This window comes from Streptomyces marokkonensis (genome assembly GCF_008312835.1).
In the GTDB taxonomy this organism is placed as follows: Bacteria; Actinomycetota; Actinomycetes; order Streptomycetales; family Streptomycetaceae; genus Streptomyces; species Streptomyces marokkonensis_A.
Window position 1 is genome coordinate 162314 of the sequence record NZ_VSKS01000007.1, and the last position, 22297, is coordinate 184610.

The following is a 22297-nucleotide window of genomic DNA, read 5'->3' on the forward strand; positions in this document are numbered from 1 at the left end:
GCCGCCGACCGCCGCCTTGCCGGTGTCCCGCGCGGGCCGATGGCGCCGCCCGGAGTGCGCTGCAGCAGCGCGACGGCGGACGGCGCGAACGGCACGCCGATGAGGAGGCACCAGCGCCAACCTGCCCAGGACGTGTTCACCCGAACACCGCGGACCAGCGGGGCGGCCACCGCACCGACGGCGGACACGGCGCCGAAGACGCCGGCTCCTTGCCGAGCCTGCGGGTCGGGATGCCGGGTGCGCCGGTGGCGTGCCGGAGGGGAGCGCGGCCCGGGGAAGGGTTAGCGTCTCGGCATGGCCGGTGATCTCCGTGGGTGGCGGGTGAGCGTGCTCGGCGGCGCGGTGTTCGCGGTCTGCATGGCCGGCACCACACTGCCGACCCCGCTCTACCCGCTGTACCAGGAGAAGTTCCACTTCTCCGAGCTGACGGTCACCGTCGTCTACGCCGTGTACGCCTTCGCGGTCATCGGCGTGCTGCTCCTCGCGGGCAACGCCTCGGACGCCGTGGGCAGGCGCCCGGTGCTGCTGTGGGGCCTGGGCTGCGCGGCCGCGAGCGGAGTGTGCTTCCTGTCCGCCACCGGACCGGGCTGGCTGTATGCCGGACGGCTGCTGTCGGGACTGTCGGCGGGTCTGTTCACCGGGGCCGCCACGGCGTACGTCCTGGAGTCGGCACCGCCCGGCGGAACGTCCCGGGCCACGTTCGTCGCCACGGCCGTCAACATGGGCGGTCTCGGCTGCGGTCCGCTCCTCGCCGGAGTGCTCGCGCAGTACGCCGCCCGGCCCCTGTACCTGCCCTTCGCCGTGCACCTGGCCCTGGTCGCCTGTTCGGTCGCCGTCGTGCTGTGGCTCCCGGAGACGGTGGGGGAGCGGCGGCCGCTGAGCACCGTACGGCCGCAGCGGCCCGGGGTGCCTCCGCGGGTGCGGCCGGTGTTCGGGCCGGCGGCGACCGCGTCGTTCGTGGGTTTCGCCCTGCTCGGCCTGTTCACCTCCATCAGCCCGGCCTTTCTCGCGCAGTCCCTGGACGTGACCGACCACGCGGTGAGCGGAGTCGTCGTGGCGCTGGCGTTCTTCGCCTCGACCGGCGGGCAGCTGGCCGTCGGCCGGGCCGGTGTGCGGCGCTCGCTGCCGCTGGGGTGCGTCGGCCTTCTCGCCGGGCTGGCGCTGCTCGCCGGCGCCCTGCACTGGAACCTGCTGGCCCTGGTGGTGCTGAGCGCGATCGTCGGGGGGTTCGGCCAGGGCCTGGCGTTCCGCGGAGCGCTGTCCGCGGTGGGCGGGGCGTCCCCGGCGGACCGGCGCGCTGCGGTGATCTCGTCGCTGTTCGTGGTGGCGTACGCGGGGATCTCGGTGCCGGTCATCGGCGTGGGCCTGCTGACGGAGCCGATGGGCCTGGAAGGCGCGGGGCTGGTGTTCATCGCGTTCATGGCAGCCCTGGTGGTGACCGCGGCCGGCTATCTCCTGCGGCGGCCGGTGACGCTGGGCGTGTGACGGACCGGTGAGCCACCGACCGGACGTGGGCCGCTTCGTCGCGCGCTCTCCCGTTCGGCGGCCTATCATCGACCATGAATGTTGAAATCGGAACTTTATGGGTGGGGAGGCAGCCGGAATGAGCAACACGGAGACACGGCCCGCGGAGCTGAGGTGCGGCGGCGAGGCGGAGGCGGCGCGCCCGGCGGACGTCGAGGTGCTCACCGCGCGTGACGTGCCACTCGGTGGCCCGCGCGCGATGAGGGTGCGGCGCACCCTGCCGCAGCGGGCCCGGACGCTCATCGGCGCCTGGTGCTTCGCCGACCACTACGGACCCGACGACGTCACCGGCACCGGCGGCATGGACGTCGCCCCCCATCCGCACACCGGTCTGCAGACGGTGAGCTGGCTGTTCAGCGGAGAGATCGAGCACCGGGACAGCCTGGGCAGCCACGCCTACGTCCGGCCCGGTGAGCTGAACCTCATGACCGGCGGCCACGGCATCAGCCACTCGGAGGTCTCGACGCCCGACACCACGATCCTGCACGGTGTCCAGCTGTGGGTGGCGCTGCCCGGGGAACACCGCGAAACCGAACGGGACTTCCAGCACTACGTACCCGACCCGGTCCCGCTGCAGGGAGGCGAGGCACGCGTCTTCCTCGGCTCACTCGCCGGTGACACGTCCCCCGTGCGCACCTTCACGCCCCTGCTGGGCGCCGAACTGACCCTGGCCCCGGGCGCCGGGACGACCCTCGGCCTCGACCCGGACTTCGAGCACGGCGTCCTCGTCGACAGCGGCGACGTCCTCGTCGGGGACACCGCCGTACGGCCGGCCGAACTGGGCTACACGGCCCCCGGCCGCACCACCCTCACCCTCACGAACCGCGGGGCCGAGGCGGCGCGCCTGGTGCTGCTGGGCGGGCCGCCGTTCGAGGAGGAGATCGTCATGTGGTGGAACTTCATCGGCCGCACGCACGACGACATCGTCCGGGCTCGCGAGGACTGGATGAAGGGAACCCGTTTCGGTGAGGTGCACGGATACGACGGGGCTCCACTGCCCGCGCCGGAGCTGCCGAACGCGCCCTTGAAGCCGCGAGGAAGGGTGCGCTGACCCTGCGGAAACGTCGGTCTTGAACCGAGATGCTCAAGATCGCTGCTCCGGTACGGGCATCTGAGGGCAGCTTCGGCCGAACCCATGCTGACCTTCTGCCGACTTTCCGATGGGCCGTCAGGTAGGGGTGGAGCGGTGTCCTCCCCACCCGCCCCCTCATGAGGCGCCCTCGATGCTGTAGCGCTTCGCTGATGTCGGCTCCGGAGCCGACGGGCTCGTCCCGTGGCGGCCGCTCTCCTTACCGGCAAGCCGCGGCTGCGTGGCGGCAGCCGGGCCGAGCCGCGCCCGATGGCCGCGGAGGCCGGCGCGCCGAGCAGGAGTGAGAACCGGCCGGGACCCACGGAGAGGGATGGGGGCACCGGCGGCCGAACGGCTCACCGGGCCACTCGTGTACCTGGCCCGTCACACGACCCGGGCACGGCCGGCGGGATGTGGTCGGCGGTCGACCGGTCCGGGCCGGCAGCCGTCGCACATGCCTGTGAGTTCGACGGTGTGATCCACCGAGTGGAACCCGATGTCGCGCGCGATCCTCGCCACCCACCGTTCGACCTCTTCGGATTCCACCGCCAGGCTGAGCCCGCACTCCCGGCAAACGAGGTAGTGACGGTGGCCGTCGTCCGGTCTTGGCCGGTAAAAGCGTTCACCGTCACCGTCACTGTCGCGTACGACGTCGACGTGTCCGGCAGCCTCCAGTAACCGCAGCGTGCGGTAGACGGTGGACAGCCCCACCGCCACGCCGTCCGTGACCAGAGCGGTATGCAGGGATTGCGCCGAAACGAAACCGTCACAGGCGTGCAGGGCCTCGAGGACCGCGGCTCGCCGCGGGGTCGTGCGCCACTCGCTGCGGGCCGTTCCGTACATGAGCGTGCCTCCCGTCGCGTCCGGACGCCCTCGTGATCCGGTCAGACGACCGCCGTCGGACTCCCGTGGTCGTGTTCGAGATCGCAGGCCTGCCCGGTGTCCCATACGGGGAAGGGATCGTTCGCCGGACTCGGCTCGTCCTCGGCCATCAGGCATGCGGCGAGGGCGGCGCGCAGGCTCGGCTCCCGCAGGCCGACGCCGATGAACACCAGCTCCTGTGCGTGGAGCACGTCGGAGTCCCGGGTGCCGGACGGTTCGAAGCGGGCCACGGCCCCGGCCTGCGACCACAGGCCGGTCACGCCCTCACGGCCGGCGAGAGTGAAGAACCCCTTGGAACGCAGTACTTGGCCGTGCGCTCCGCTGTCGAGTTCCTCGGTGACGAAGGCCCACAGACGTTCGGGATGGAAGGGTGCACGGGAACGGAAGACGAAGGAGGAGATGCCGTACTCCTCGGTCTCCGGAACGTGGTCGCCGTTGAGCTCCCGGACCCAGCCCGGTGCCTGCTGTGCACGCTCCAGGTCGAAGCGTCCGGTCTCCAGGATGTCGCGGACACCGACCCGGCCGTGCTCCGCGGGAATCAGACGGGCCGTCGGGTTCAACCGCGCGAGCACCCCGCGCAGCCGGTCGGCGTCGTCGTCGGCGACCAGATCCAGCTTGTTGAGCACGAGTACGTCGGCGAACTCCACCTGGTCGACCAGCAGGTCGCTCACGGTGCGCTCGTCGTCCTCGTAGGGAGCCAGGCCCCGTTCGGCGAGATCGTCGCCGGTGTCCAGCTCGGCGAGGAAGTTGGCGGCGTCCACGACGGTGACCATGGTGTCCAGCCGGGCCACGTCCCCCAGCACGGCTCCGTCGTCGCGGGCGAAGGCGAAGGTGGCGGCCACGGGCATCGGCTCGGAGATACCGCTCGACTCGATGAGCAGGTAGTCGAAGCGGCCGTCCCGGGCGAGGCGGTCGACCTCCTCCAGGAGGTCGTCCCGCAGGGTGCAGCAGATGCAGCCGTTGGTCATCTCCACCAGCCGCTCCTCGGTCCGGGAGAGCGCCGCATCGCCCCCGCGCACGAGGGCGGCGTCGATGTTGACCTCGCTCATGTCGTTGACGATCACCGCCACGCGCAGGCCCTCGCGGTTGGTGAGGACGTGGTTGAGGAGCGTCGTCTTGCCGGCGCCGAGGAAGCCCGACAGCACGGTGACGGGCAGGCGCTGCGAGGACATCGGCGTCAGTCCTCCGGACGCAGCAGACCGCGCCGGTAGGCGGGCACGAGGTGCTGCGGAACCCGATGGGTCACACCATCCACCGTGACCGGCACCAGATTCGGTGTCGCCGCCTTCCACTGGGCCCGGCGGTGACGGGTGTTGCTGCGCGACATCTTGCGCTTGGGGACGGCCATGGGTCGTTCCTCTCGGTCGGGTCAGGTGGTGTCCGGCGCGGAACGCGCCGGCCGGCGGGTCGGGGAAACGTCTCGACCGCACCTGGGCAGACACCCACAGTATACGACAATGATTTTCATGTGCGGTGCGAGTTCGGTCCGGACTCGGAGCAGCTCACCGGAGGGCCGCGTCAGGTGGTCGAGGACTCCACTCGGAGGTGACGCGCCCGTCACGCATCTCGATCACGCGGTCCGCGAAGTGCCGCACGACCGCCCGGTCGTGGCAGATGAACAGGTATCCGAGGCCGAGGTCGTCCCGGAGGTCGGCGAGCAGGTTCAGCACGCCGGCCCGGATCGACGGATCGAGGGACGACACAGGCTCGTCAAGGACCAGCAGGCGCGGGCCGGAGGCCAGTGCCCGCGCGATTCCGGCCCGTTGGCACTGGCCTCCGGACAGTTCGTGCGGGTGCCGTTCGCCGTATGACGGGTCCAGACCCACCCGGTCGAGGAGCTCGGCGACGCGGGCGGGGCCCTCGGAGGGGTCCCAGCGGCCCTGTGCCTTCAGCGGTTCCGCCACAGCGTCGCGGACGCGGTGGCGAGGGCTCAGGGACCCGTACGGGTCCTGGAAGACGGGCTGCAGACGAGGGCGGACCCGGCGCAGTTCGCGTTCCGTGAGTCCCGTCAGTCGCCGGCCCTCGAAGCGGACCTCGCCGCGGTCCGGGCGGCGCAACTGGAGCACCGCCAGGGCCGTGGAGGACTTGCCGCAGCCGGAGGGGCCGTTCAGGGCGAGGACCTCGCCGGCGGCCAGGGTGAAGGAGACGCCGTCGACGGCGGTTGCCTTGCCGTAACGGACGACGAGGCCGCGGACGTCCAGCAGAACATCGCTCATCGGGAGTGCCGTTCCTCCGTCTCCTGGAACAGGTCGGTCGCCGGGTGGGGGAGTTCCGTCCAGCGGTGGCAGGCCACCAGCCGCCCGTCCGCCTGCCGCGGCTCCGGTTCCGACCGGTGGCAGACGTCCGCCGCGAGCGGGCAGCGCGGGGCGAACGCGCAGCCCGGAGGGAGTGTTCCCGGGGCCGGTGGGGTACCGCGCAGGACGGGCAGGCGGCTGCCCGGGGACGCGTGCCGGGGCAGGGAGGCGAGGAGGCCGGCGGTGTAGGGCGCGCGCGGGCGGGCCAGCACCTCGCTCGTCGGGCCGTGTTCGGTGAGCCGCCCGGCGTACACGACCAGCACGCGGTCCGTGTGCTCCCGTACGACGTCCATGTCGTGCGTGACGAGGACCAGCGCCGCCCCGACCGCCGCACGCTGTTCGGCGAGGATCCGGAGCACCTGGTCGCGGTGGTCCTTGTCCAGCGCGGTCGTGGGTTCGTCGGCGACCAGGATGTCCGGCTCGTTGACGGCCGCCATGGCGATGACCGCACGTTGCCGCATGCCGCCGGAGAACTCGTGCGGGTACGCCCGTGCCCGGCGGGTGGCATCGGGGATGCCGACGCGGTCCAGGGCCGCGACCGCGCGGGACCTGGCTTCCTTGCGGGAGACACGGGCCACCGACCTGACGGCGGCGGCGAGTTGGTCGCCGACCGGGTGCACGGGGGAGAGGGCCGACAGGGCGTCCTGGGGGATGAGGGCGATGCGCCGGCCGCGGTGGGCCGACAGGTCCGGGCGTATGCTCCCGCTCGCCGTCGCTTCCCGGGGCTGCATGCCGAGGAGCGCCCGGCCCGTGAGGGACTTCCCCGCGCCCGACTCCCCGACGATCGCGAGCGCTTCGTGCGGACGGACGTCGAACGACAGCCCGCGTACGACCTCTGTCCCGTCGAAGGCGATGCGCAGATCGCGCACCGACAGCAGTGCCTCAGACCCCAACGACGGCCTCCTCGGCGGCACGGACCCGGGTGGTTTTCGGACGCCTTCGCGTGAGCGCCGCGCCAGAGACCGCCAGACCCGCCATCAGGGCCAGCTCCACCGCCGGGGCGAGGGCGGCCCACGGGGCCCGCTCCACATAGGCGCGGGACTCGTCGAGGAGCAGGCCCCACTCCGGCGCGGGCGGCTGGGCGCCGAGGCCGAGGAATCCCAGTGAGGCCAGGGCGAGGGCGATACCGGGCAGCCGCAGCAGGGCGTGCCGGGTGACGGGCGCGGTGACGGACGGCAGGACGTGCCGGGTGAGGATCCACCACGGGGTGGCACCGATGGCCCGCTGGGCGGTCAGGAACGACGACGCCCGCACCTCCTGCACCAGCGCCGCCGCGTGCGCGGCCAGGGGCGGCCAGGAGATCAGGGCGACCGCGAGGGCCGCGCCGCCGGTGCCGGGCCCGGCGACTGCCGCGACCAGGATGCCGACGATCACCGGGGGCAGGGCGTTGGCGATGTCGGCGGCACCCGCTGTCACTCGCGGCAGGAAGCCCAGCACCAGGGCGGCCAGCAGGCTCAGCAGGCAGATGACCGCCGCCGTGCCGACCGTCGAGGCGGCGCCGTGCCCCAGCCGGGCGAGCACGTCACGGCCGAGACCGTCGGTGCCCAGCGGGTGCGCCCAGGACGGCGCGGCGAGACGGACCGTCGTGTTCACGGTGTACGGGTCGCGCAGCAGGCCCCAGCCGATGGTCACGGCGAGCAGGGCGGCGAGCGCGACGGGGACCGCCGGGTGGGCGCGGACCGGGCGGGCCGGGGGCAGACTGAGCCCGGCGTCGCGCAGGGCAGGGCCCAGCAGCCGGCGCCGGATCAACGCGGCCAGCGCGCCGGTGAGCAGACCGAGGGCGAGCAGAGTGAGGACGGAGCCCTGGAGCAGCGGCAGGTCCTGGGACTTGGCCGCGCCGAGGGCGGTACGCCCGATGCCGGGCACGGCGAAGACCGTCTCCACGGCCACCGCGCCGCCCGTCAGACCCACGGCGACCATCCCGAACTGCGGGAGGAGCGGCGGCAGGACACGGCGCAGCGCGGCGGCCGCGATCCGGCCCCGGCTCACCCCGGCTCCCCTCCACAGCTCCACCCACCGCTCGCCGAGCACGGCGGGCAGCGCGTCCGCGACCAGCCGGCCCAGCAGGCCGCCCGCGGGGACGCCGAGGGCGACGGCGGGCAGCACCATGTTCTCGGGGCCCTGCCAGCCGGACGTCGGCAGCCATCCCAGCCAGACTCCGCCGACGAGCAGCGCGATCGTCGCCAGCAGGAACTCCGGTACGGCGGCCAGCATCGCGGCGACGGCCCCGGCCGACCCCCGCCCCCGTACCAGCACGGGCGCGACCAGCGAGGACGCCAGCAGGAGCGCCACGCCCAGCGAGCAGCCCATCAGGGCCAGCGACACCTGGAGTCCCGTGACCACGGAGGGCAGGATGTCGGCCCCGGACACCCAGGAGGTGCCGAGATCGCCGTGGAGCAGGCCGGACACCCACGTCCCCAGCAGGGGCAGCGGGCCGGCCTCCAGGCCGAGGTCCCGCCGTACGGCGTCCAGGGCCTCTCGCGTCGGCTCCTGCTCGGCGGACCGGGCGCGCAGCACGGTCAGTGCCGGGTCCCTGCCGGACAGCCAGGGCAACAGCCCGACGGCCGCCAGGACGGTGATCAGACAGACGACGCGGGTCACTCCCGCAGGGCCGGGCCTCACCTGACGTAGGTGTCCGCCGTGACCAGTTCCCGCTCGCGCGGGTCGTGGGCGGCGCCGACCACGTCGGCGGCGTCGCCCTGGATGACCCGTTCGTGCAGCATCGGGACGGCCGCGTCGGTGGAGAGGACGGCGGCCTCGGCGGCGACGGCCGCCGTGCGGCGCGCGTCACCGGCCGGCCTCTCGCCGGCCTTCCGCAAGGCCTTGTCCACGGTCACGTCGGCGAGCTGGGAGATGTTGAAGGAACCGTCGGAGGCGAAGTCGCTGTACAGATACGCGGCGGGGTCGCCTGAGTCGAGGACGGTGGCACGGGAGAGGATGAACGCGTCGAACGTTCCCGCCAGCGCGTCGGACTCGATGTTCGCGTACTCGCGGACGTCCAGCTTCACCTTGAAACCGGCCTTCTGCAGCTGCTGTTGCAGGGCGGCAGCCACCTCGGGCAGCTCGGCCCGGTCGGTGAAGGTGCCGATGGTGACGGTCTGCCCGGACGGCTTGCCCGCCTTCACGCGGGACACCGGCTCGCGCAGCCCGGCCGCCCACGGCAGGGCAGGGCCGAGCAATCCTTCGGCGACGTCGGCGCGCCCCTCGTACACGCCCTTCACGATCGACTCGGCATCGATGGCCGCCCGGGCCGCCGCGCGCATCGAGGCGTCCTTGAAGACGCCCTTCTCCGTGTTGAGGTAGAGGGTGTTGGTGCGCGGCATCGGGACTTCGGTGATCAGGTCCTGATCCAGTACGGCGGCCTGCGACACCGGCACCGCCTCGACGATGTCGGCCTCGCCGCTGCGCAGCGCGGCGGCGCGGGCGGTGCCGTCCGGTACGAACCGTACGTCGATGCCGGGGGCCTTGGCCCTCTCGCCCCAGTAGTCCTCGAAGCGGTCGAGGGAGGCGGAGGAGGTGCCGTTGACGTCGGTCAGCTCGAAGGGACCGGTGCCGGCGCCGACCGGGTCGACCGTCTTCCCCTCGTAGGCCTTCACCGCGAGGATCGACAACTGCGGAGAGCTGAGCCGCTGCGGGACCAGCGGGTCCTCGGTGGCGGTGGTGACGGTGACCGTGTCGGAGGCTTCGGCCTTCGCGGTCAGTTCCACGCCGTCGAGAATGCGGGGCTTGGGGGCGGAAGTGGCGGCCCTGGTGAGGGAGTTCACGACGGCCTCGGCGGTCAGCTTCGTGCCGTCGTGGAAGGTGACGCCGTCGCGGATCGTGAAGGTCCAGGTCTTCCCGGACTGCTCCCACTCGGTCGCCAGCGCGGGCCGCGCGTCGCCCCGGCGGTCCAGCTTCACCAGGGTCTCGGCGGCCGACCAGCGCGACAGCTTGAACGCGTCGTCGGAAAGCGGGGACAGGCCCGAGCGCGGGGGCTGCATCATCGCGACACGGATCCGCTTGCCCTCGGCGTCGGCATCTCCCGAACCGGTCGAGGAGAAGCATCCGGTGAGCAGGACGGAGGCCGCGGCGGCCGCGGGGAGGGGGAGAAGGCGAGCGGGGACGCGCACGGGTCACTCCGGGTAAAGAACTGGTCAATGGTTGATCGCGCAATGACCGTAGCACGATGACAATCATTTTCAGAACTGCCCCGATCGAGCCGAGTGCGGTGGGTCGCTCCTCGGTGGCTCACCAAGGGCTGGTGCGGGCAGGCTGTCGCTGGTCGCCGCCCACGCCGAGCGGCGCCTTGCCGGACCTCGGGTGCTTGAAGGGGGCGTGCGTGAGGGCGCGTCGCGTGCCGTCGCGATCGAGGGGACGGGATCCCGTACTCAGGCCGTCCCGTCCGCGGCCGCCGCGGCCGGGACGTCCCGCAGGCCGAGGCGCAGGTGTTCGACGTGGTAGAGGGCCTGCTCCAGCAGTTCGGCGACGTGGTTGTCGTAGAGGGCGTAGATGACCGAGCGGCCCCGGCGCTCCCCGGTGACCAGGCCGAGGTTGCGCAGCAGGCGCAGTTGATGGGAGCAGGCCGACTGTTCCATGCCGACGGCGTCGGCGAGTTCGGTGGCGGCGCAGGGGCCTTCCTGGAGGCGGGTCAGGATGCGCAGCCGGGACGGGGTGGCCAGGGCCTGAAGGGTCGCGGCCACGTCGGCGGCACCCACTGCCTCCAGGCGTTCGCGTGCGGTGGCGGTGGTCGTGGCGTCAGCTCCATGGCCCATGGGTGCCATCCTACGAAGACCTCCCATGAACGCATGAATGAGTCTTCATGTGTTCCTGTAGGGTGGATGGAAGCGATTGCCGAGTGTGTGGGCTGCCGCTTCTTCGTCATGCCGTCGTGAAGGACTGTCTGCTCCGATGACCTCCACCCTCTCCCCGCCCACGGCCCCTCGTCCCGCGCCCGCGCGCACCGGAGACGTCTCCCGGCGCAGGACGCGGGTTCTCGCCCTGCCCGAGGTGCGCTGGGCGGCCGCGGCCACGATCCTCTTCCTGCTCGCGCTGCCGCTCCAGATCGCCGGGGCGCCGGCCTGGACATGGGGCCCGCTGTACGCGCTGTCGTACGCGACCGGTGGCTGGGAGCCCGGATGGACGGGTCTGCAGGCACTGAAGGAGAAGACTCTCGACGTCGACCTGCTGATGGTCGTCGCCGCGCTGGGTGCGGCAGCGATCGGGCAGGTGATGGACGGCGCCCTGCTGATCGTCATTTTTGCCACCTCGGGAGCCCTGGAGGCGCTGGCCACCGCCCGCACCGCCGACTCGGTGCGCGGCCTGCTCGACCTGGCGCCCGCGACCGCGACCCGTATCGAGGCCGACGGCAGTGAGACGGCCGTCCCTGTCGAGGATCTGACAGTCGGCGACACCGTCCTGGTGCGGCCCGGCGAGCGCGTCGGCGCCGACGGCCGTGTCCTGGACGGGGCGAGCGAGGTCGATCAGGCCACCATCACCGGTGAACCCCTGCCGGTGGCGAAGGAGAAGGGCGACGAGGTCTTCGCCGGCACCCACAACGGCACCGGTGCGCTGCGCGTACGGGTCGAACGGGACGCGACCGACTCGGTGATCGCCCGGATCGTGCGGATGGTGCAGGAGGCGTCCGAGACCCAGGCGCCGACCCAGCTGTTCATCGAGAAGGTCGAACAGCGCTACTCGCTGGGCATGGTGGCCGCGACCCTCGCCGTGTTCCTCGTCCCGCTCGCCTTCGGCGCGAATCTCACCGACTCCCTGCTGCGGGCCATGACGTTCATGATCGTGGCCTCGCCGTGCGCGGTCGTGCTGGCCACCATGCCGCCCCTGCTGTCGGCCATCGCCAACGCCGGACGCCACGGAGTGCTGGTCAAGTCGGCCGTGGTCATGGAACGGCTGGGCCAGGTCGACGCGGTCGCGCTGGACAAGACGGGCACCCTGACCGAGGGCACCCCGCGCGTCACGGACGTCGGCCCGTTCCCGGGCACGGGCCTGGACGACGAAGAACTGCTCCTGCTCGCTGCCGCGGCGGAGGCCCCCAGCGAGCACCCGCTGGCCAGGGCGATCGTCACCGCGGCGCGCGAGCAGGGACTCGAGATCAAGCCGGTGGTGGATTTCGGATCCACGCCCGGTGTCGGAGTGAAGGCCACCCTCGAGGGGCGCCTGGTCGGCGTCGGCGCCCCGGCCCGGCTGTTGCGCGGGGCCGACGACGCCGCCTCGGCCCGCGCGGCCGCCCTGGCCGGTGAGCTGGAGGAGGGAGGCCGGACCGCCGTCCTCGTCGTCCTCGACGGTGCACCGGTCGGTGTCCTGGGCATCGCCGACCGGCTGCGCCCGGACGCGGCCGCGACGGTGACCTCGCTCGCCTCCCTCGCCGGAACCGCGCCTGTGCTGCTGACCGGTGACAACCCGCGCGCCGCCGCCCGTCTCGCCGCCGAGGCCGGCATCGAGGACGTGCGGGCCGGGCTGCTGCCCGAGGACAAGGTGCGTGCCGTCCGGGAACTGGAGACCGCCGGACGCAGGGTCATGGTCGTCGGTGACGGCGTCAACGACGCGCCCGCACTGGCCGCCGCACACGCGGGCGTCGCCATGGGGCGAGCGGGCTCCGACCTGGCGCTGGAGACCGCCGACGCGGTGATCGTCCGTGACGAACTGGCCACCGTGCCCGCGGTGATCGCCCTTTCCCGCCGGGCCCGCAAGCTCGTCGTGCAGAACCTCGTCATCGCCGGGGTCTTCATCGCCGGCCTGGTCGTCTGGGACCTCGCCGGCCATCTGCCGCTGCCGCTGGGCGTCGCCGGCCACGAGGGCTCCACCGTCATCGTCGGCCTCAACGGCCTGCGGCTGCTGCGCGAGTCGGCCTGGCGCAAGGCCACCGGCTGAGCCCTCGCAGGGCGCCTGTCCGCCGGTCGCCCCGGTACGCGGTCACCGTGTGCCGGGGCACGCCGCATCCGCACGGGCGCACCCGGACGTTCCTGTCGTGGTCGCTCCGTCAGCAGCCCGCCGCCGCGGCATGCTCCGGCGGCAGCGGTGACCGCAGAGCCATCCCCATGGCGGCATCGCCCGGGGGAATCAGTGAAGTGTGAGCCCGTGGACGCGTGGTGCCGGCCTGGCCGTCCTGGCGGTTGCGGCCGTGCTCGTCGCCGCCTGTTGGGGCATTCAGAGGCTCTGAGCCGGGCCGGTCCGGCGGGCGCGTGAGCCGCGTCGCATCGCCACCTTCTGTGGATTATCAACTACGCTGCGTGCGTGATCCGTACGACGGCCGGCAGCCGCACCCAGCGACCCGCGCCGTCCGTGCTGCTCATCGGACTGATCCTGCTGGTGGCTTCACACTTGCTGGGCGCCCTGCACGGGCCGGGCTTCCTCAGCCCTCACAAGCCGATGATCGTGGAGAGCACGGCACAACCGGCGGCCACACCGAAGACAGCGGAGATCAGGTCCGGTCACGGCCACGGTCACGGCCACGGCCACGGCCACGATTCCGTCAAGGACACCATCGAGCACGCGGTCGACCGAGTTCGGGACCTCGCCGACCGTCCGGTCCACGACCCGGTTGTCACGGATCCCGTCGCTGAACGGCCCGTCACGAGCCCATGGCTCGGCCGCGTCGGCCCGTGGGAACGTGAGCGGGAAGCTGCGGCCGGCCGAGCCACATGCACACGGCACTGCGTCTTGCGGCAGTAGGCAGAGCCCGCACGCCCTGACCCGGGCCGCGCCGAGACAGCGACGGCCCGCGGTCCGGCGTGCCCGCGCGCCCCCGCACCGCCAGCACCGCGCCCACCTGACCGGCGGGCGTGAAGGAGCCGTACGTTCATGGACCCCCTCCTGCTCGAAACCCTCATCTCCTCCGCCGGGGCCGATGTCCCCGTTCCCCCCATCGCCCGACGCCCGGCACACCTGGTGGGCAACACTCCGGTCCTGTGGATCGACGAGCCGTTCGCCCCACAGGGCCGGGGCTTCCACGCCAAACTGGAAGGCGCCAATCCGGGCGGCATCAAGGACCGGCCCGGCCTGCACATGATCCGCGAGGCGCGGCGCCGCGGTGAGCTCGTGCCCGGTGCACCGATCATCGAATCATCCAGCGGCACCCTCGGCCTCGGACTCGCCCTGGCCGGGCTGACCTACGGCCATCCGGTCACCGTCGTCACCGATCCGGGTATGGAGCCGTCGATGGTCCGGCTGCTCACCGCGCTCGGCGCACACGTCGACCAGGTCGTCGCACCGCATCCCGACGGCGGCTGGCAGCGGACCCGCCGCGAACGCGTCGCTGAACTCCTGGTCCGCACACCTGACGCGTACTGCCCGGACCAATACCACAACCCCGAGAACACGGCCGCCTACCGGCCGCTGGCCGCCGAGCTCCTCTCGCAACTCGGCCGCGTCGACGTCCTGGTGGCGGCGGTGGGCACGGGGGGACACTCGGCCGGCATCGCCGCGGGGCTGCGCGAACGGTGCCCCGGGATGAGGCTGATCGGCGTGGACGCGGTCGGCTCGACGATCTTCGGACAACCTGCCGCGCCGCGGCTCATGCGCGGTCTGGGCTCGAGCATCCACCCCTCGAACGTCGACTACGAAGCCTTCAGCGAGGTCCACTGGGTGGCCCCCGCCGAGGCGGTGTGGGCCTGCCGCCGGCTCGCCCGCCGTCACTACGCGTCCGGCGGCTGGAGCGTCGGTGCGGTGGCGCTGGTGGCCGGATGGACGGCGCGGTCCTGTCCCGCCGGCACACGGATCGCCGCCGTCTTCCCGGACGGCCCGCACCGCTACCTGGAGACCGTCTACAACGACGCCTGGTGCCGCGAACACGGCCTCCTGGGCCACGCACCCCCGCCGGAGCCGGATGAGATCACCGAGCCGGACGAGTGCGTGGTGACCGGGTGGACGCGGTGCAGCCGGGTGCGGGACCCGCTGGGGCGCGCGGCGGCGAAGGCGGGTGCGCGATGAGGCGATTGCGGGCCCAGGTGGCCTCCTTCGACCGTCCGGCCCGTCTGCTGATGGTGAACCAGTTCGCCATCAATCTCGGCTTCTACATGCTCATGCCCTACCTGGCCGACCATCTGTTCCACGGCCTCGGGCTCGCGGCCTGGGCGGTCGGCCTGGTGCTCGGCGTGCGCAACCTCTCCCAGCAGGGCATGTTCCTCGTCGGCGGCACGCTCGCCGACCGCTACGGTTGCAAGCCGATGATCCTGGCGGGGTGCGCCCTGCGGACGGTCGCCTTCGCGCTGCTCGCGGTGGCGGGCAGCCTCCCCGTGCTGATCGTCGCTTCCGCGCTGACGGGCCTGGCCGGTGCGCTGTTCAACCCAGCCGTGCGGGCGTATCTCGCGGCGGAGGCCGGCGAAGAGCGGCGCGTCGAGGCGTTCGCCGCCTTCAACGTCTTCTACCAGGCGGGCATCCTCGTCGGCCCTCTTGCCGGACTGGCGCTGCTGGCCTGGGACTTCGGTGTGGTGTGTGCCGTTGCCGCGCTGATCTTCGGCGCGCTGGCCGTCCTGCAGATCCGCGCCCTGCCGTCCCGCCCGCCGGCCGGCCGCAGCGCGGAGCCGGCATGGCGGGCGGTGGCCGCCGACTGGCGCGCCGTCGCCGCCAACCGGTCCTTCCTGCTCTTCGCCGCCGCCATGGCGGGCTCGTACCTCCTGGCCTTCCAGGTCTACCTCGCCCTGCCGCTCCGGGCTCGTGAACTCTTCGGCGATCGGGCCGGGGTGGTCACGGGCGCGGTCTTCGCCGTCTCGGCCCTGGCCGCGCTGTCGGGTCAACTGAGGCTGACAGCCTGGGCGAAGCGGAACCTGTCCGGGCCGCGGGCCATCGTGTACGGGCTCGTGATGATGGGAGCGGCGTTCCTGCCGATGCTGCCCGGATCGCACGGTGCCGTGGCCGGGGCAGTGGCCCTGGCGATGTGCGCGGCTCTGCTGGCCTGGGGCGGGGCGCTGCTCTACCCGTTCGAGATGGACACCGTCGTACGGCTTTCCGGCGACCGGCTGGTCGCGACGTACTACGGCGCCTACAACACCGCCTCGGGCATCGCGATCTCGCTCGGAAACCTGGCCGTCGGAGCGTTGTTCGGCACGGGCGTCCGGTGGCTGCCGTGGGCGGTGCTGGCCGTGACCGGACTGGTGTGCGCGGGGTCCGTGGCGTGGTTGCACCGCGCCGGGCGCCTGGCGTCGAAGCCGGTTCCGGTGCCGGGGTGATGGCCGCGTCCATCGCTTTGTCCGACTGTCGACGTTCGTTGTGAAGGCGCTCGGCGGCAGGCGATGCCAGTGCCGGATGGCAGGAGCGGCCGCATGATGAACCGCGTCGCTGTCGGCACACCGGGACGCCGCCGCCGACGCCTCCGACGACGGGCCGGACCGGGCACCGGGACAAGGGAGCGCGGTCGGCCCAGCGGCCGGGTCCGGACTGCGCGCCCGCGTCTCGCGGCTGCGTGTGGGCGGGTGATGATCCTGGTTGAGAACCGGTGGCGGGAAGCCGGTCGGACCAGGCAGCCGTAGCTGGCGGGTGCTGCCGAAACCGGCGGCCGACCCGCGCGTCCAGGAGCTCGGTCAGGACGCCGACTTGTGGGGGCGTTCGGTCGGTGCCGAACGGTATGCGCTGCCCGCCCGGAACGGAGCGGCGGAGCGCGCTGACGTCGAGCGGCCGGGATGCCCGCTCGGCCGCTGCTCCTCACCGATGGGAGTGGAGGCCGTCGGCCGCGTAGTGATGACTGTGCCGCCAGCCGCATCCCACGCGCACGGCATCCGCCAGGTGCGGATGCCCGGCGTGAAGGCCGCTGTGCTCGTGCTCGACAGGGCCGGGCTCCGGCGGCGGCCACAACCGCAGCGCCCCGATCCCGGCTGTGAGGGCGATCGAGCCCAGTGCCACCACCGCCGACTGCAGGCCGGCGACCGCGCCGAGCCAGCCGGCCAGTGGGTAGGTCAGCAGCCAGCAGCCGTGGGAAAGGGAGAACTGCGCGGCGAAGACGGCGGTGTGCTCCTCGGGCGGTGCCGAGTTGCGGATCAGCCGACCTGTCGGTGTGAGCACCATCGAGCAGGCTGCGCCGAAGCACGCCCAGATCATCAGCAGTGCGGGCCAGCGCCACGCGGACCCGCCGGCCGCCGTGAGGCCACCGAGCGCGGCGAACGCGGGCGGGAGCAGCAGGGCACCGCCCAGCATCACCGTGCGGTCGGAGGCCCGGTCGAGCACGCGGGGAAGCAGCAGGGCGACGACCATGGAACCCCCGCCGTACGCGCCGAGTGCGAGCGACATGTCGGCCGCGCCGCGCTCCAGCTCGTCGCGGACGTACACGACGGTGTTGACGATGACCATGGCGCCCGCCGCCGCGACCGCCAGGTCGAGAGCGAGCAGGGCGCGCAATTGCGGGTTGACGAGGAAGAGACGCATTCCCGCGGTGGCCCTGGTGCGCACACTGTCACCGCGTGGCTCGGAGGCGACCTGCTTCGGAAGGACCACCGAGACCACCAGAACCGCTGAAGCCAGGAAGCCTGCCACCGTGCCCAGGAAAAGCCAGTTGTAGGTCATCAGCGACAGCAGTGCCGCGGCAAGAGCAGGGCTGAACAGGCTCTCCAGGTCGTAGGCGACGCGGGACAGCGACAGCGCCCGCGTGTAGTCGCGCTCGGCAGGCAGCACGGACGGAACGACCGCATGGAACGTCGGTGTGAACGCGGCCGACGCCGACTGGAGCAGGAAGATCAGGACGTACACCTGCCACACCTGGTCCACGAACGGCAGGGTCAGCGCCACCGCGGCCCGGACGAGGTCCGCGCCGACCATCAGCGCCCGGCGCGGCAGCCTGTCGGTGATCGCGCCGATGGCCGGGGCGATCGCCACATACGAGACCATCTTGATGGCCAACGCGGTGCCGAGCACCGAACCCGCGTCCGCACCGGCGATGTCGTACGCCAGCAGACCGAGCGCCACCGTGGCCAGGCCGGTGCCGACCAGGGCGATCGCCTGTGCGGTGAAGAGATGCCGGTAGGTGCGGTTGCGCAGGACGGAGAGCATGCGACAGTCCCTCGGCGGATCGGAGGCGAACGCGGCCGCCTTCACTCTATCTATAGGTGCGCACCTGTGCACATATTGAGCCCTGCCATGTCGCCGCCGGCTGCGACGTCGGCCGAAGGCGACCTCTACGCTAGGTGCATGCCTGCTCGCGAGCCCTTGCCAACTGCACCCGGTGCGCATCTGCGCCCCCCGGACAGCGCGCGTCTCGCGGAGGCGACCGAGGTCTTCGCGATGTTGTCGGACGTGACCCGACTGCATCTGCTCTGGCTGATCGCGCAGGGGGAGTCGGACGTCGGCTCACTGACCGAGCGGTGCGGTGCGTCCCGGACGGCAGTGAGCCAACACCTGGCGAAGCTGCGGCTCGCCGGACTGGTGGAGACGCGGCGCGAAGGGCGGCACGTCTACTACAGGCTGCGGGACGGGCACCTGCGTCGGCTGGTGATGGAGGCGCTGAGCCACGCCGACCACCGGGTCAGCGGGCAGGCCCCGCACGACTGACTCGCGTGCCCCGGCTCCGGGCCGGCGAGCGGAAGGGGCGTCACGTCGCCTCGGCTGTCGGTCCGGTGCAGGACCTGGACGGGTAGTCGGCGACGAGTACCCCGCCGTGGATCTTCCCGTCGAATCCGTGGTGATCAGGTCCCGCCATGGCGACCGCTTCTCACGTCGCACGTGCTGATCGCGCCGGCACCGGCGGTGCTGCTCTTCAATGGGCCGCACCTGCCGGGTAGCGGCGAGCGAGCGGTCGGCCCCTTTGCCTTCAGGGCTGCCCTTGCGGCGACCGCGTGGCAAAGGGGCCGATTCCCGCTTGCCGCGGTTACTGCTGGGCGCCGGCCCGGCGGCGTACGAAGTGGACGGCGGCGCCCGCCACGATCAGGACCCCGGCGCCGATGCCGATCCACGCGCCGGCCGACAGGCCGCCGTCCTCCTCCTTCTCCTCGGCCCGGGCCGCAGGAGAGGACGAGGGCTCGGCCTTCGTGGGAGTGGGCGAGCGGGAAGCGGACTGCGTGTCGCTCGGGGACGGAGCGGCCGGCTTCGCGCCGGGGGCGGCGGCCTCGAGCTTGAGGAGCGGGGCTTCGTTGCCGTGGCCGCCGCTGCCGTGCTCGCCCAGTTCGATCCAGCGGTCGATCCGTCCGTCGCTGTAGGTCTGCAGCGTCTTGAACGCGAGTTCCTTCGCGTCGGGCAGCTGCTTGAGGACGACCGAGTACTCGGCGTCCTCGCCGGCCTTCACGGCCGGGCCCTTGACGGTGTAGCCGTCGTCATTCGCCGTGAACTTCCAGCCCTTGGGGCCCTCACCGTAGGTGACGTCGGCAGGTGCGATGCCCTCGGGCAGGACCACCCGCAGCTCGTTGATGCCCGCTGTGGCGGATTCCGACTGGGCGAGGAAGGTGAGCTCGACGTTCTCGGCGAGAGACTGGGGCTTGTCGGCCTCCACCTCCACGTGGGCGGCGGCCGGACCGGCGGTGAGGAGGGCGGCGGTGGCGGTAGCCGCCGTCAGCAGGGTCAGGCGCCGGGGGGTGCTGTACTTCATCGTGGCAGGGAACATGGGTGTCTCCATGCGTGGGGGAGCGCGGGACGTCCGGTCGGTCGTCCCGGGGTCGGACGGTGAGGGAGAACCCAGCGCAGGGAGGACCCCTGCGTACCACCACCTCCGCGAGTCCCGCCTCTGTCAGGGGCGGCCGCGCCACCCACAGGGGGATGACCGCCGGCAACCGGTGCCGCACCGGTACTGGGTGTCCGCTCAGCGAGGACCGGACCACGGCCATCCGAGCCCGGATCGTGTCGACCGAGGCCGTCAGGCCGCGCGCAAGTGACCAGCACACGGCGTCCGCCTGGTGCAGCAGCACGGCGACCAGCACCGCCGAGACCGCGTGCACGGCGGTCATCGCCGGCGAGTCGTGCAGCCGCTCGTGCCAGGCCGTGTGCCTTTCCACCTCATGGGGGGCATGCACGGCCGTGGCTGCGGCAGGGTGTGCATGGACTGTCGACAGCCACACGTGCAGCGCCGACTGCGCCGTACCGCACGCCACCACCACAGTGGGAAGCGAACGGGGGCGCCGTGCTCCGGCCAGTCCGACGGCGAAGAGCACAGCGGCAGCGGCGGCGCTGTGCCGCCAGGGCGCCGGACCTTCGGCGACCAGATGGTGCGCGAAGGTTCCGAGTACCGTGCCGACGAGCGCGAACACGGCGGCCCGGAGAACGGGCAGTGGCGCGCGGTGCGTCGTACGAAGCTCGGTCATGGCCCGTCCATCATCGGGCATGGCCTGGTGCGAGCGGGGGCCAGATCCCCAAAGAGACGGCTCGTCCGGAATGCAGCGGTACCCCACCGCGCTGTGGCTCGTAGGAGAACCTCAGCGCCGTGGCTTCACCTTGCTGACCGCCGCCACCCCGAGGGCGGCAAGTGCGATCTGGATGAGCCACTCGACCCAGTCGACACCCTTGGTGTCGGCGACGCCGAGGCCCGAGGCGATGCCTGTGCCGATGAACGCGGCGATGATGCCGATCGCGATCGTCCAGAGGACGCCGATGTGCTGGCGTCCGGGGATGGCGAGTCGGCCGAGGACGCCGATCACGATGCCGATGACGATCGCGCTGATGATGCCTGAAATCTCCATGGCCGGTCTGCCACTCCTCAGTCGTTGATGATGTGCGAGTGCCCGTTAGGGCTGCCCAGGTGAGGTGCAGGGAATCAGGGGCCTACGGCCTGTCGTCCTGCGGCGGTGTACCGGCCGCCCGCTCGGTCTGCTGGGGTGCGGGCTGCTGTCGCATCTCCGGGACAGTCACACCGGGGCTCGACGCGGTGGTTGCACCCTGGATGATCCGGGGAGACCTTTCTGCTGCCACCCTGTTCTCCTCCTTCATGGCGCGGGCCTCGGCCTTGAGGATGCGGGCCGACTTGCCTGCGGATCGCGCCAGTTCGGGACCTTTCCTGGCGATGAGGACGGCTATGGCGACGATGAGGACGACGGCGAGTTCGCTCAGTCCGAACATGAGTGTCCTGCTCTCTATTGTCGGGACCCGGGCCCGGGCGGCGCGAGCACAACGGTGGCAGCGCTTACAGGTGGGGCGCGACGGCCGGAAGCAGGGCCTGGGAGTTGCGGCCCGTGGCGAGCGCACCGGTGGCTGTCATCCGGAGGTCCCGCACTCGGGCTGACCGGAAGGAGAGGGGTGCTCCTTCGAGCCCGTGGCGGTGCGGGGGCCGTGGGAGTTGATGGTGCGGACCGCCAGGGGCGGTGTGCTGAGGACGGCTGGGTCCTCATGGAGGTACTGGCGCAGACGGGGCAGCACGCCTCGGTCCAGGAGGGCCTGCTGCCAGTTCACCCGTGACTGCTGTAGACGTGCCGCGTCAGCGGACTCGTCATCGCCGCGCATCGCGGTTTTCAGCAGCGCGGTGAAGGCGAGGAGGGCGCCGGCGCCCGCGATCAACGTCAGGACCCATCCGGCGGAGACCAGTGAGCCGGGCAGCGCACCTTCCGTATCGGTCAGTTGGAGCAGGTAGCCGAGGGCGAGCAGGACCGCGGCGGATGCGGTGGCCACGAGCGGGGTGAGCACCGTCAGGGCGGGCAACAGGGGGCCGGCGGTGGGGCGTCGTGGTGGGTCGGGCTGTGTCGATGCACGCAGTGCGAGGTACGTGCCGTAGGCCTCGCATGCCGCGGCGGCCATCTCGTCGGCGTCGCCGAGAGCCCGCAGACGGAGGCGCGCGGAGGCTTGGCCGGTGGGATCGGTGCTCAATGCCTTCTGTATGTCCGCGTCGGTGAGTGCCAGGCGCAGTACCACCTCGAAGTCCGGCCTGTCCGCCGGGTGAAGGCGCAGTGGGTCGGCCACATGGTCTCCTGCGGGTGGGATGTTCCGGTGTCGCGGTCGGAGCCGGGCGCGACGCACCGGACCTGGACTCCTCGGTGCGGTCGGCCCGGCGTCGCCGTCATGGGAGTGTCAGACGCCCACGCCGAAGTCGGCGGCGATCCCTGACAGTCCTGAGGCGTAGCCCTGCCCGACGGCACGGAACTTCCACTCCGCGCCGTTGCGGTACAGCTCCCCGAAGATCATCGCGGTCTCGGTGGCGGCGTCCTCGGACAGGTCGTAGCGGGCGAGTTCCAGGTTGTCCGCCTGGTTGACGACGCGGATGAATGCGTTGCGGACCTGGCCGAAGCTCTGGCCGCGGTTCTCGGCGTCGTGGATGGACACCGGGAACACGATCCTGTCGATCTCGGCGGGTACGGCGGCCAGATTCACCTTGACGACCTCGTCGTCACCCTCGCCCTCACCGGTGAGGTTGTCGCCGGTGTGCTCCACCGAACCGTCAGGGCTCTTGAGGTTGTTGTAGAAGACGAAGTGCTGGTCCGACAGCACCTTGCCGGAGGCGTCGAGGAGCAGCGCGGAGGCGTCGAGGTCGTAGTCGGTGCCGGTGGTCGTGCGGACGTCCCAGCCGAGGCCGACCAGGACGGCGGTCAGGCCCGGCGCCTCCTTGCTGAGCGAGACGTTGCCGCCCTTGGACAGGGAAACTCCCACTGCGTACTCCTTCTCGGCGGGTGAGGTCGAGGTCCGCGGCGCGGGCCCG

The 22297-nt window shown here is 72.1% G+C and carries 20 protein-coding genes and 1 pseudogene; 6 read left to right on the forward strand and 15 right to left on the reverse strand.

Annotation, left to right across the window (positions count from 1 at the left end; translation table 11 throughout):
- Window positions 1–53: 53 nt before the first annotated feature.
- Window positions 54–241: pseudogene (locus F1615_RS36285) on the reverse strand (MFS transporter); the annotation flags it as partial.
- 53 nt (window positions 242–294) lie between these two features.
- Between F1615_RS36285 and F1615_RS14655 the strand changes: the two are divergent.
- Window positions 295–1485, forward strand: a complete 1191-nt coding sequence (locus tag F1615_RS14655; protein ID WP_149549406.1) for an MFS transporter — start codon at window positions 295–297, stop codon at window positions 1483–1485.
- Window positions 1486–1603: 118 nt separating this feature from the next.
- On the forward strand, window positions 1604–2575 hold the full coding sequence (locus tag F1615_RS14660; RefSeq protein ID WP_149549407.1) for a pirin family protein: 972 nt from the start codon (window positions 1604–1606) through the stop codon (window positions 2573–2575).
- 402 nt (window positions 2576–2977) lie between these two features.
- Here F1615_RS14660 and F1615_RS14665 read toward each other — a convergent pair whose 3' ends face one another.
- The 8 genes from F1615_RS14665 to F1615_RS14700 form a co-directional block, all read right to left on the reverse strand.
- On the reverse strand, window positions 2978–3436 hold the full coding sequence (locus F1615_RS14665) for a Fur family transcriptional regulator (RefSeq protein ID WP_149549408.1): 459 nt from the start codon (window positions 3434–3436) through the stop codon (window positions 2978–2980).
- 41 nt (window positions 3437–3477) lie between these two features.
- Window positions 3478–4647 (reverse strand): GTP-binding protein, encoded by a 1170-nt coding sequence (locus tag F1615_RS14670; protein WP_149549409.1) that lies wholly within the window; start codon window positions 4645–4647, stop codon window positions 3478–3480.
- Between the two features lie 5 nt (window positions 4648–4652).
- Window positions 4653–4823 (reverse strand): 50S ribosomal protein L32, encoded by a 171-nt coding sequence (gene rpmF, locus F1615_RS14675; protein WP_073935406.1) that lies wholly within the window; start codon window positions 4821–4823, stop codon window positions 4653–4655.
- A 154-nt stretch (window positions 4824–4977) separates the two neighbouring features.
- A complete protein-coding gene (locus tag F1615_RS14680) occupies window positions 4978–5691 on the reverse strand; it encodes an ATP-binding cassette domain-containing protein (RefSeq protein WP_149549410.1) in 714 nt (237 codons plus the stop codon).
- Window positions 5688–6662 (reverse strand): ABC transporter ATP-binding protein, encoded by a 975-nt coding sequence (locus F1615_RS14685; protein WP_149549411.1) that lies wholly within the window; start codon window positions 6660–6662, stop codon window positions 5688–5690. Before F1615_RS14685 ends, F1615_RS14680 begins: the two co-directional genes overlap by 4 nt.
- On the reverse strand, window positions 6652–8391 hold the full coding sequence (locus F1615_RS14690) for an ABC transporter permease subunit (protein WP_149549412.1): 1740 nt from the start codon (window positions 8389–8391) through the stop codon (window positions 6652–6654). The genes F1615_RS14685 and F1615_RS14690 overlap by 11 nt, the downstream gene beginning before the upstream one ends.
- Window positions 8388–9878: an ABC transporter substrate-binding protein gene (locus tag F1615_RS14695; RefSeq protein ID WP_149549413.1), complete on the reverse strand. Its 1491-nt coding sequence runs from the start codon at window positions 9876–9878 to the stop codon at window positions 8388–8390. Before F1615_RS14695 ends, F1615_RS14690 begins: the two co-directional genes overlap by 4 nt.
- Window positions 9879–10136: 258 nt before the next feature.
- Window positions 10137–10520 carry an ArsR/SmtB family transcription factor gene (locus F1615_RS14700; protein ID WP_149549414.1) on the reverse strand — a complete coding sequence of 128 codons (384 nt, stop codon included), beginning with the start codon at window positions 10518–10520 and terminating at the stop codon, window positions 10137–10139.
- 136 nt (window positions 10521–10656) lie between these two features.
- On the opposite strand from F1615_RS14700, the gene F1615_RS14705 reads away from it, so the two are divergent.
- The 3 genes from F1615_RS14705 (at window position 10657) to F1615_RS14715 (ending at window position 15932) form a co-directional block, all read left to right on the forward strand.
- A complete protein-coding gene (locus F1615_RS14705; RefSeq protein ID WP_149549415.1) occupies window positions 10657–12636 on the forward strand; it encodes a heavy metal translocating P-type ATPase in 1980 nt (659 codons plus the stop codon).
- A 930-nt stretch (window positions 12637–13566) separates the two neighbouring features.
- A complete protein-coding gene (locus F1615_RS14710) occupies window positions 13567–14694 on the forward strand; it encodes a PLP-dependent cysteine synthase family protein (RefSeq protein ID WP_149549416.1) in 1128 nt (375 codons plus the stop codon).
- Entirely contained in the window at window positions 14691–15932 is a 1242-nt protein-coding gene (locus F1615_RS14715; protein ID WP_149549417.1) for an MFS transporter, read from the forward strand. Before F1615_RS14710 ends, F1615_RS14715 begins: the two co-directional genes overlap by 4 nt.
- 472 nt (window positions 15933–16404) lie before the next feature.
- On the opposite strand, the gene F1615_RS14720 is transcribed toward F1615_RS14715, so the two are convergent.
- Entirely contained in the window at window positions 16405–17742 is a 1338-nt protein-coding gene (locus F1615_RS14720; protein WP_149549418.1) for an MFS transporter, read from the reverse strand.
- 138 nt (window positions 17743–17880) lie between these two features.
- Here F1615_RS14720 and F1615_RS14725 point away from each other — a divergent pair, with 138 nt between their 5' ends.
- The gene (locus tag F1615_RS14725) at window positions 17881–18240 is read left to right on the forward strand and encodes an ArsR/SmtB family transcription factor (RefSeq protein ID WP_149549419.1); all 360 of its coding nucleotides are present in this window, start codon (window positions 17881–17883) and stop codon (window positions 18238–18240) included.
- A gap of 316 nt (window positions 18241–18556) precedes the next feature.
- Here the strand turns inward: F1615_RS14725 and F1615_RS14730 are convergent, their stop codons facing one another.
- The 5 genes from F1615_RS14730 to F1615_RS14755 all read right to left on the reverse strand — a co-directional run bounded on the left by F1615_RS14730 (window position 18557) and on the right by F1615_RS14755 (window position 22248).
- Window positions 18557–19270: a DUF1775 domain-containing protein gene (locus F1615_RS14730; protein ID WP_149549420.1), complete on the reverse strand. Its 714-nt coding sequence runs from the start codon at window positions 19268–19270 to the stop codon at window positions 18557–18559.
- 820 nt (window positions 19271–20090) lie between these two features.
- The gene (locus F1615_RS14740) at window positions 20091–20354 is read right to left on the reverse strand and encodes a GlsB/YeaQ/YmgE family stress response membrane protein (protein WP_149549421.1); all 264 of its coding nucleotides are present in this window, start codon (window positions 20352–20354) and stop codon (window positions 20091–20093) included.
- Window positions 20355–20436: 82 nt separating this feature from the next.
- Window positions 20437–20730: a twin-arginine translocase TatA/TatE family subunit gene (locus F1615_RS14745; protein WP_149549422.1), complete on the reverse strand. Its 294-nt coding sequence runs from the start codon at window positions 20728–20730 to the stop codon at window positions 20437–20439.
- A 135-nt stretch (window positions 20731–20865) separates the two neighbouring features.
- The gene (locus F1615_RS14750) at window positions 20866–21564 is read right to left on the reverse strand and encodes a hypothetical protein (RefSeq protein ID WP_208818316.1); all 699 of its coding nucleotides are present in this window, start codon (window positions 21562–21564) and stop codon (window positions 20866–20868) included.
- Window positions 21565–21672: 108 nt separating this feature from the next.
- Window positions 21673–22248, reverse strand: a complete 576-nt coding sequence (locus tag F1615_RS14755; RefSeq protein ID WP_149549423.1) for a TerD family protein — start codon at window positions 22246–22248, stop codon at window positions 21673–21675.
- Between the last annotated feature and the right edge of the window lie 49 nt (window positions 22249–22297).

Bases quoted from the DNA above. Each gene is read 5' to 3' on its own strand.
- F1615_RS14655 (WP_149549406.1), top strand. From the start codon at position 295: ATGGCCGGTGATCTCCGTGGGTGGCGGGTGAGCGTGCTCGGCGGCGCG.
- F1615_RS14660 (WP_149549407.1), top strand. From the start codon at position 1,604: ATGAGCAACACGGAGACACGGCCCGCGGAGCTGAGGTGCGGCGGCGAG.
- F1615_RS14665 (WP_149549408.1), bottom strand. From the start codon at position 3,436: ATGTACGGAACGGCCCGCAGCGAGTGGCGCACGACCCCGCGGCGAGCC.
- F1615_RS14670 (WP_149549409.1), bottom strand. From the start codon at position 4,647: ATGTCCTCGCAGCGCCTGCCCGTCACCGTGCTGTCGGGCTTCCTCGGC.
- rpmF (WP_073935406.1), bottom strand. From the start codon at position 4,823: ATGGCCGTCCCCAAGCGCAAGATGTCGCGCAGCAACACCCGTCACCGC.
- F1615_RS14680 (WP_149549410.1), bottom strand. From the start codon at position 5,691: ATGAGCGATGTTCTGCTGGACGTCCGCGGCCTCGTCGTCCGTTACGGC.
- F1615_RS14700 (WP_149549414.1), bottom strand. From the start codon at position 10,520: ATGGGCCATGGAGCTGACGCCACGACCACCGCCACCGCACGCGAACGC.
- F1615_RS14705 (WP_149549415.1), top strand. From the start codon at position 10,657: ATGACCTCCACCCTCTCCCCGCCCACGGCCCCTCGTCCCGCGCCCGCG.
- F1615_RS14710 (WP_149549416.1), top strand. From the start codon at position 13,567: ATGGACCCCCTCCTGCTCGAAACCCTCATCTCCTCCGCCGGGGCCGAT.
- F1615_RS14715 (WP_149549417.1), top strand. From the start codon at position 14,691: ATGAGGCGATTGCGGGCCCAGGTGGCCTCCTTCGACCGTCCGGCCCGT.
- F1615_RS14720 (WP_149549418.1), bottom strand. From the start codon at position 17,742: ATGCTCTCCGTCCTGCGCAACCGCACCTACCGGCATCTCTTCACCGCA.
- F1615_RS14725 (WP_149549419.1), top strand. From the start codon at position 17,881: ATGCCTGCTCGCGAGCCCTTGCCAACTGCACCCGGTGCGCATCTGCGC.
- F1615_RS14730 (WP_149549420.1), bottom strand. From the start codon at position 19,270: ATGAAGTACAGCACCCCCCGGCGCCTGACCCTGCTGACGGCGGCTACC.
- F1615_RS14740 (WP_149549421.1), bottom strand. From the start codon at position 20,354: ATGGAGATTTCAGGCATCATCAGCGCGATCGTCATCGGCATCGTGATC.
- F1615_RS14745 (WP_149549422.1), bottom strand. From the start codon at position 20,730: ATGTTCGGACTGAGCGAACTCGCCGTCGTCCTCATCGTCGCCATAGCC.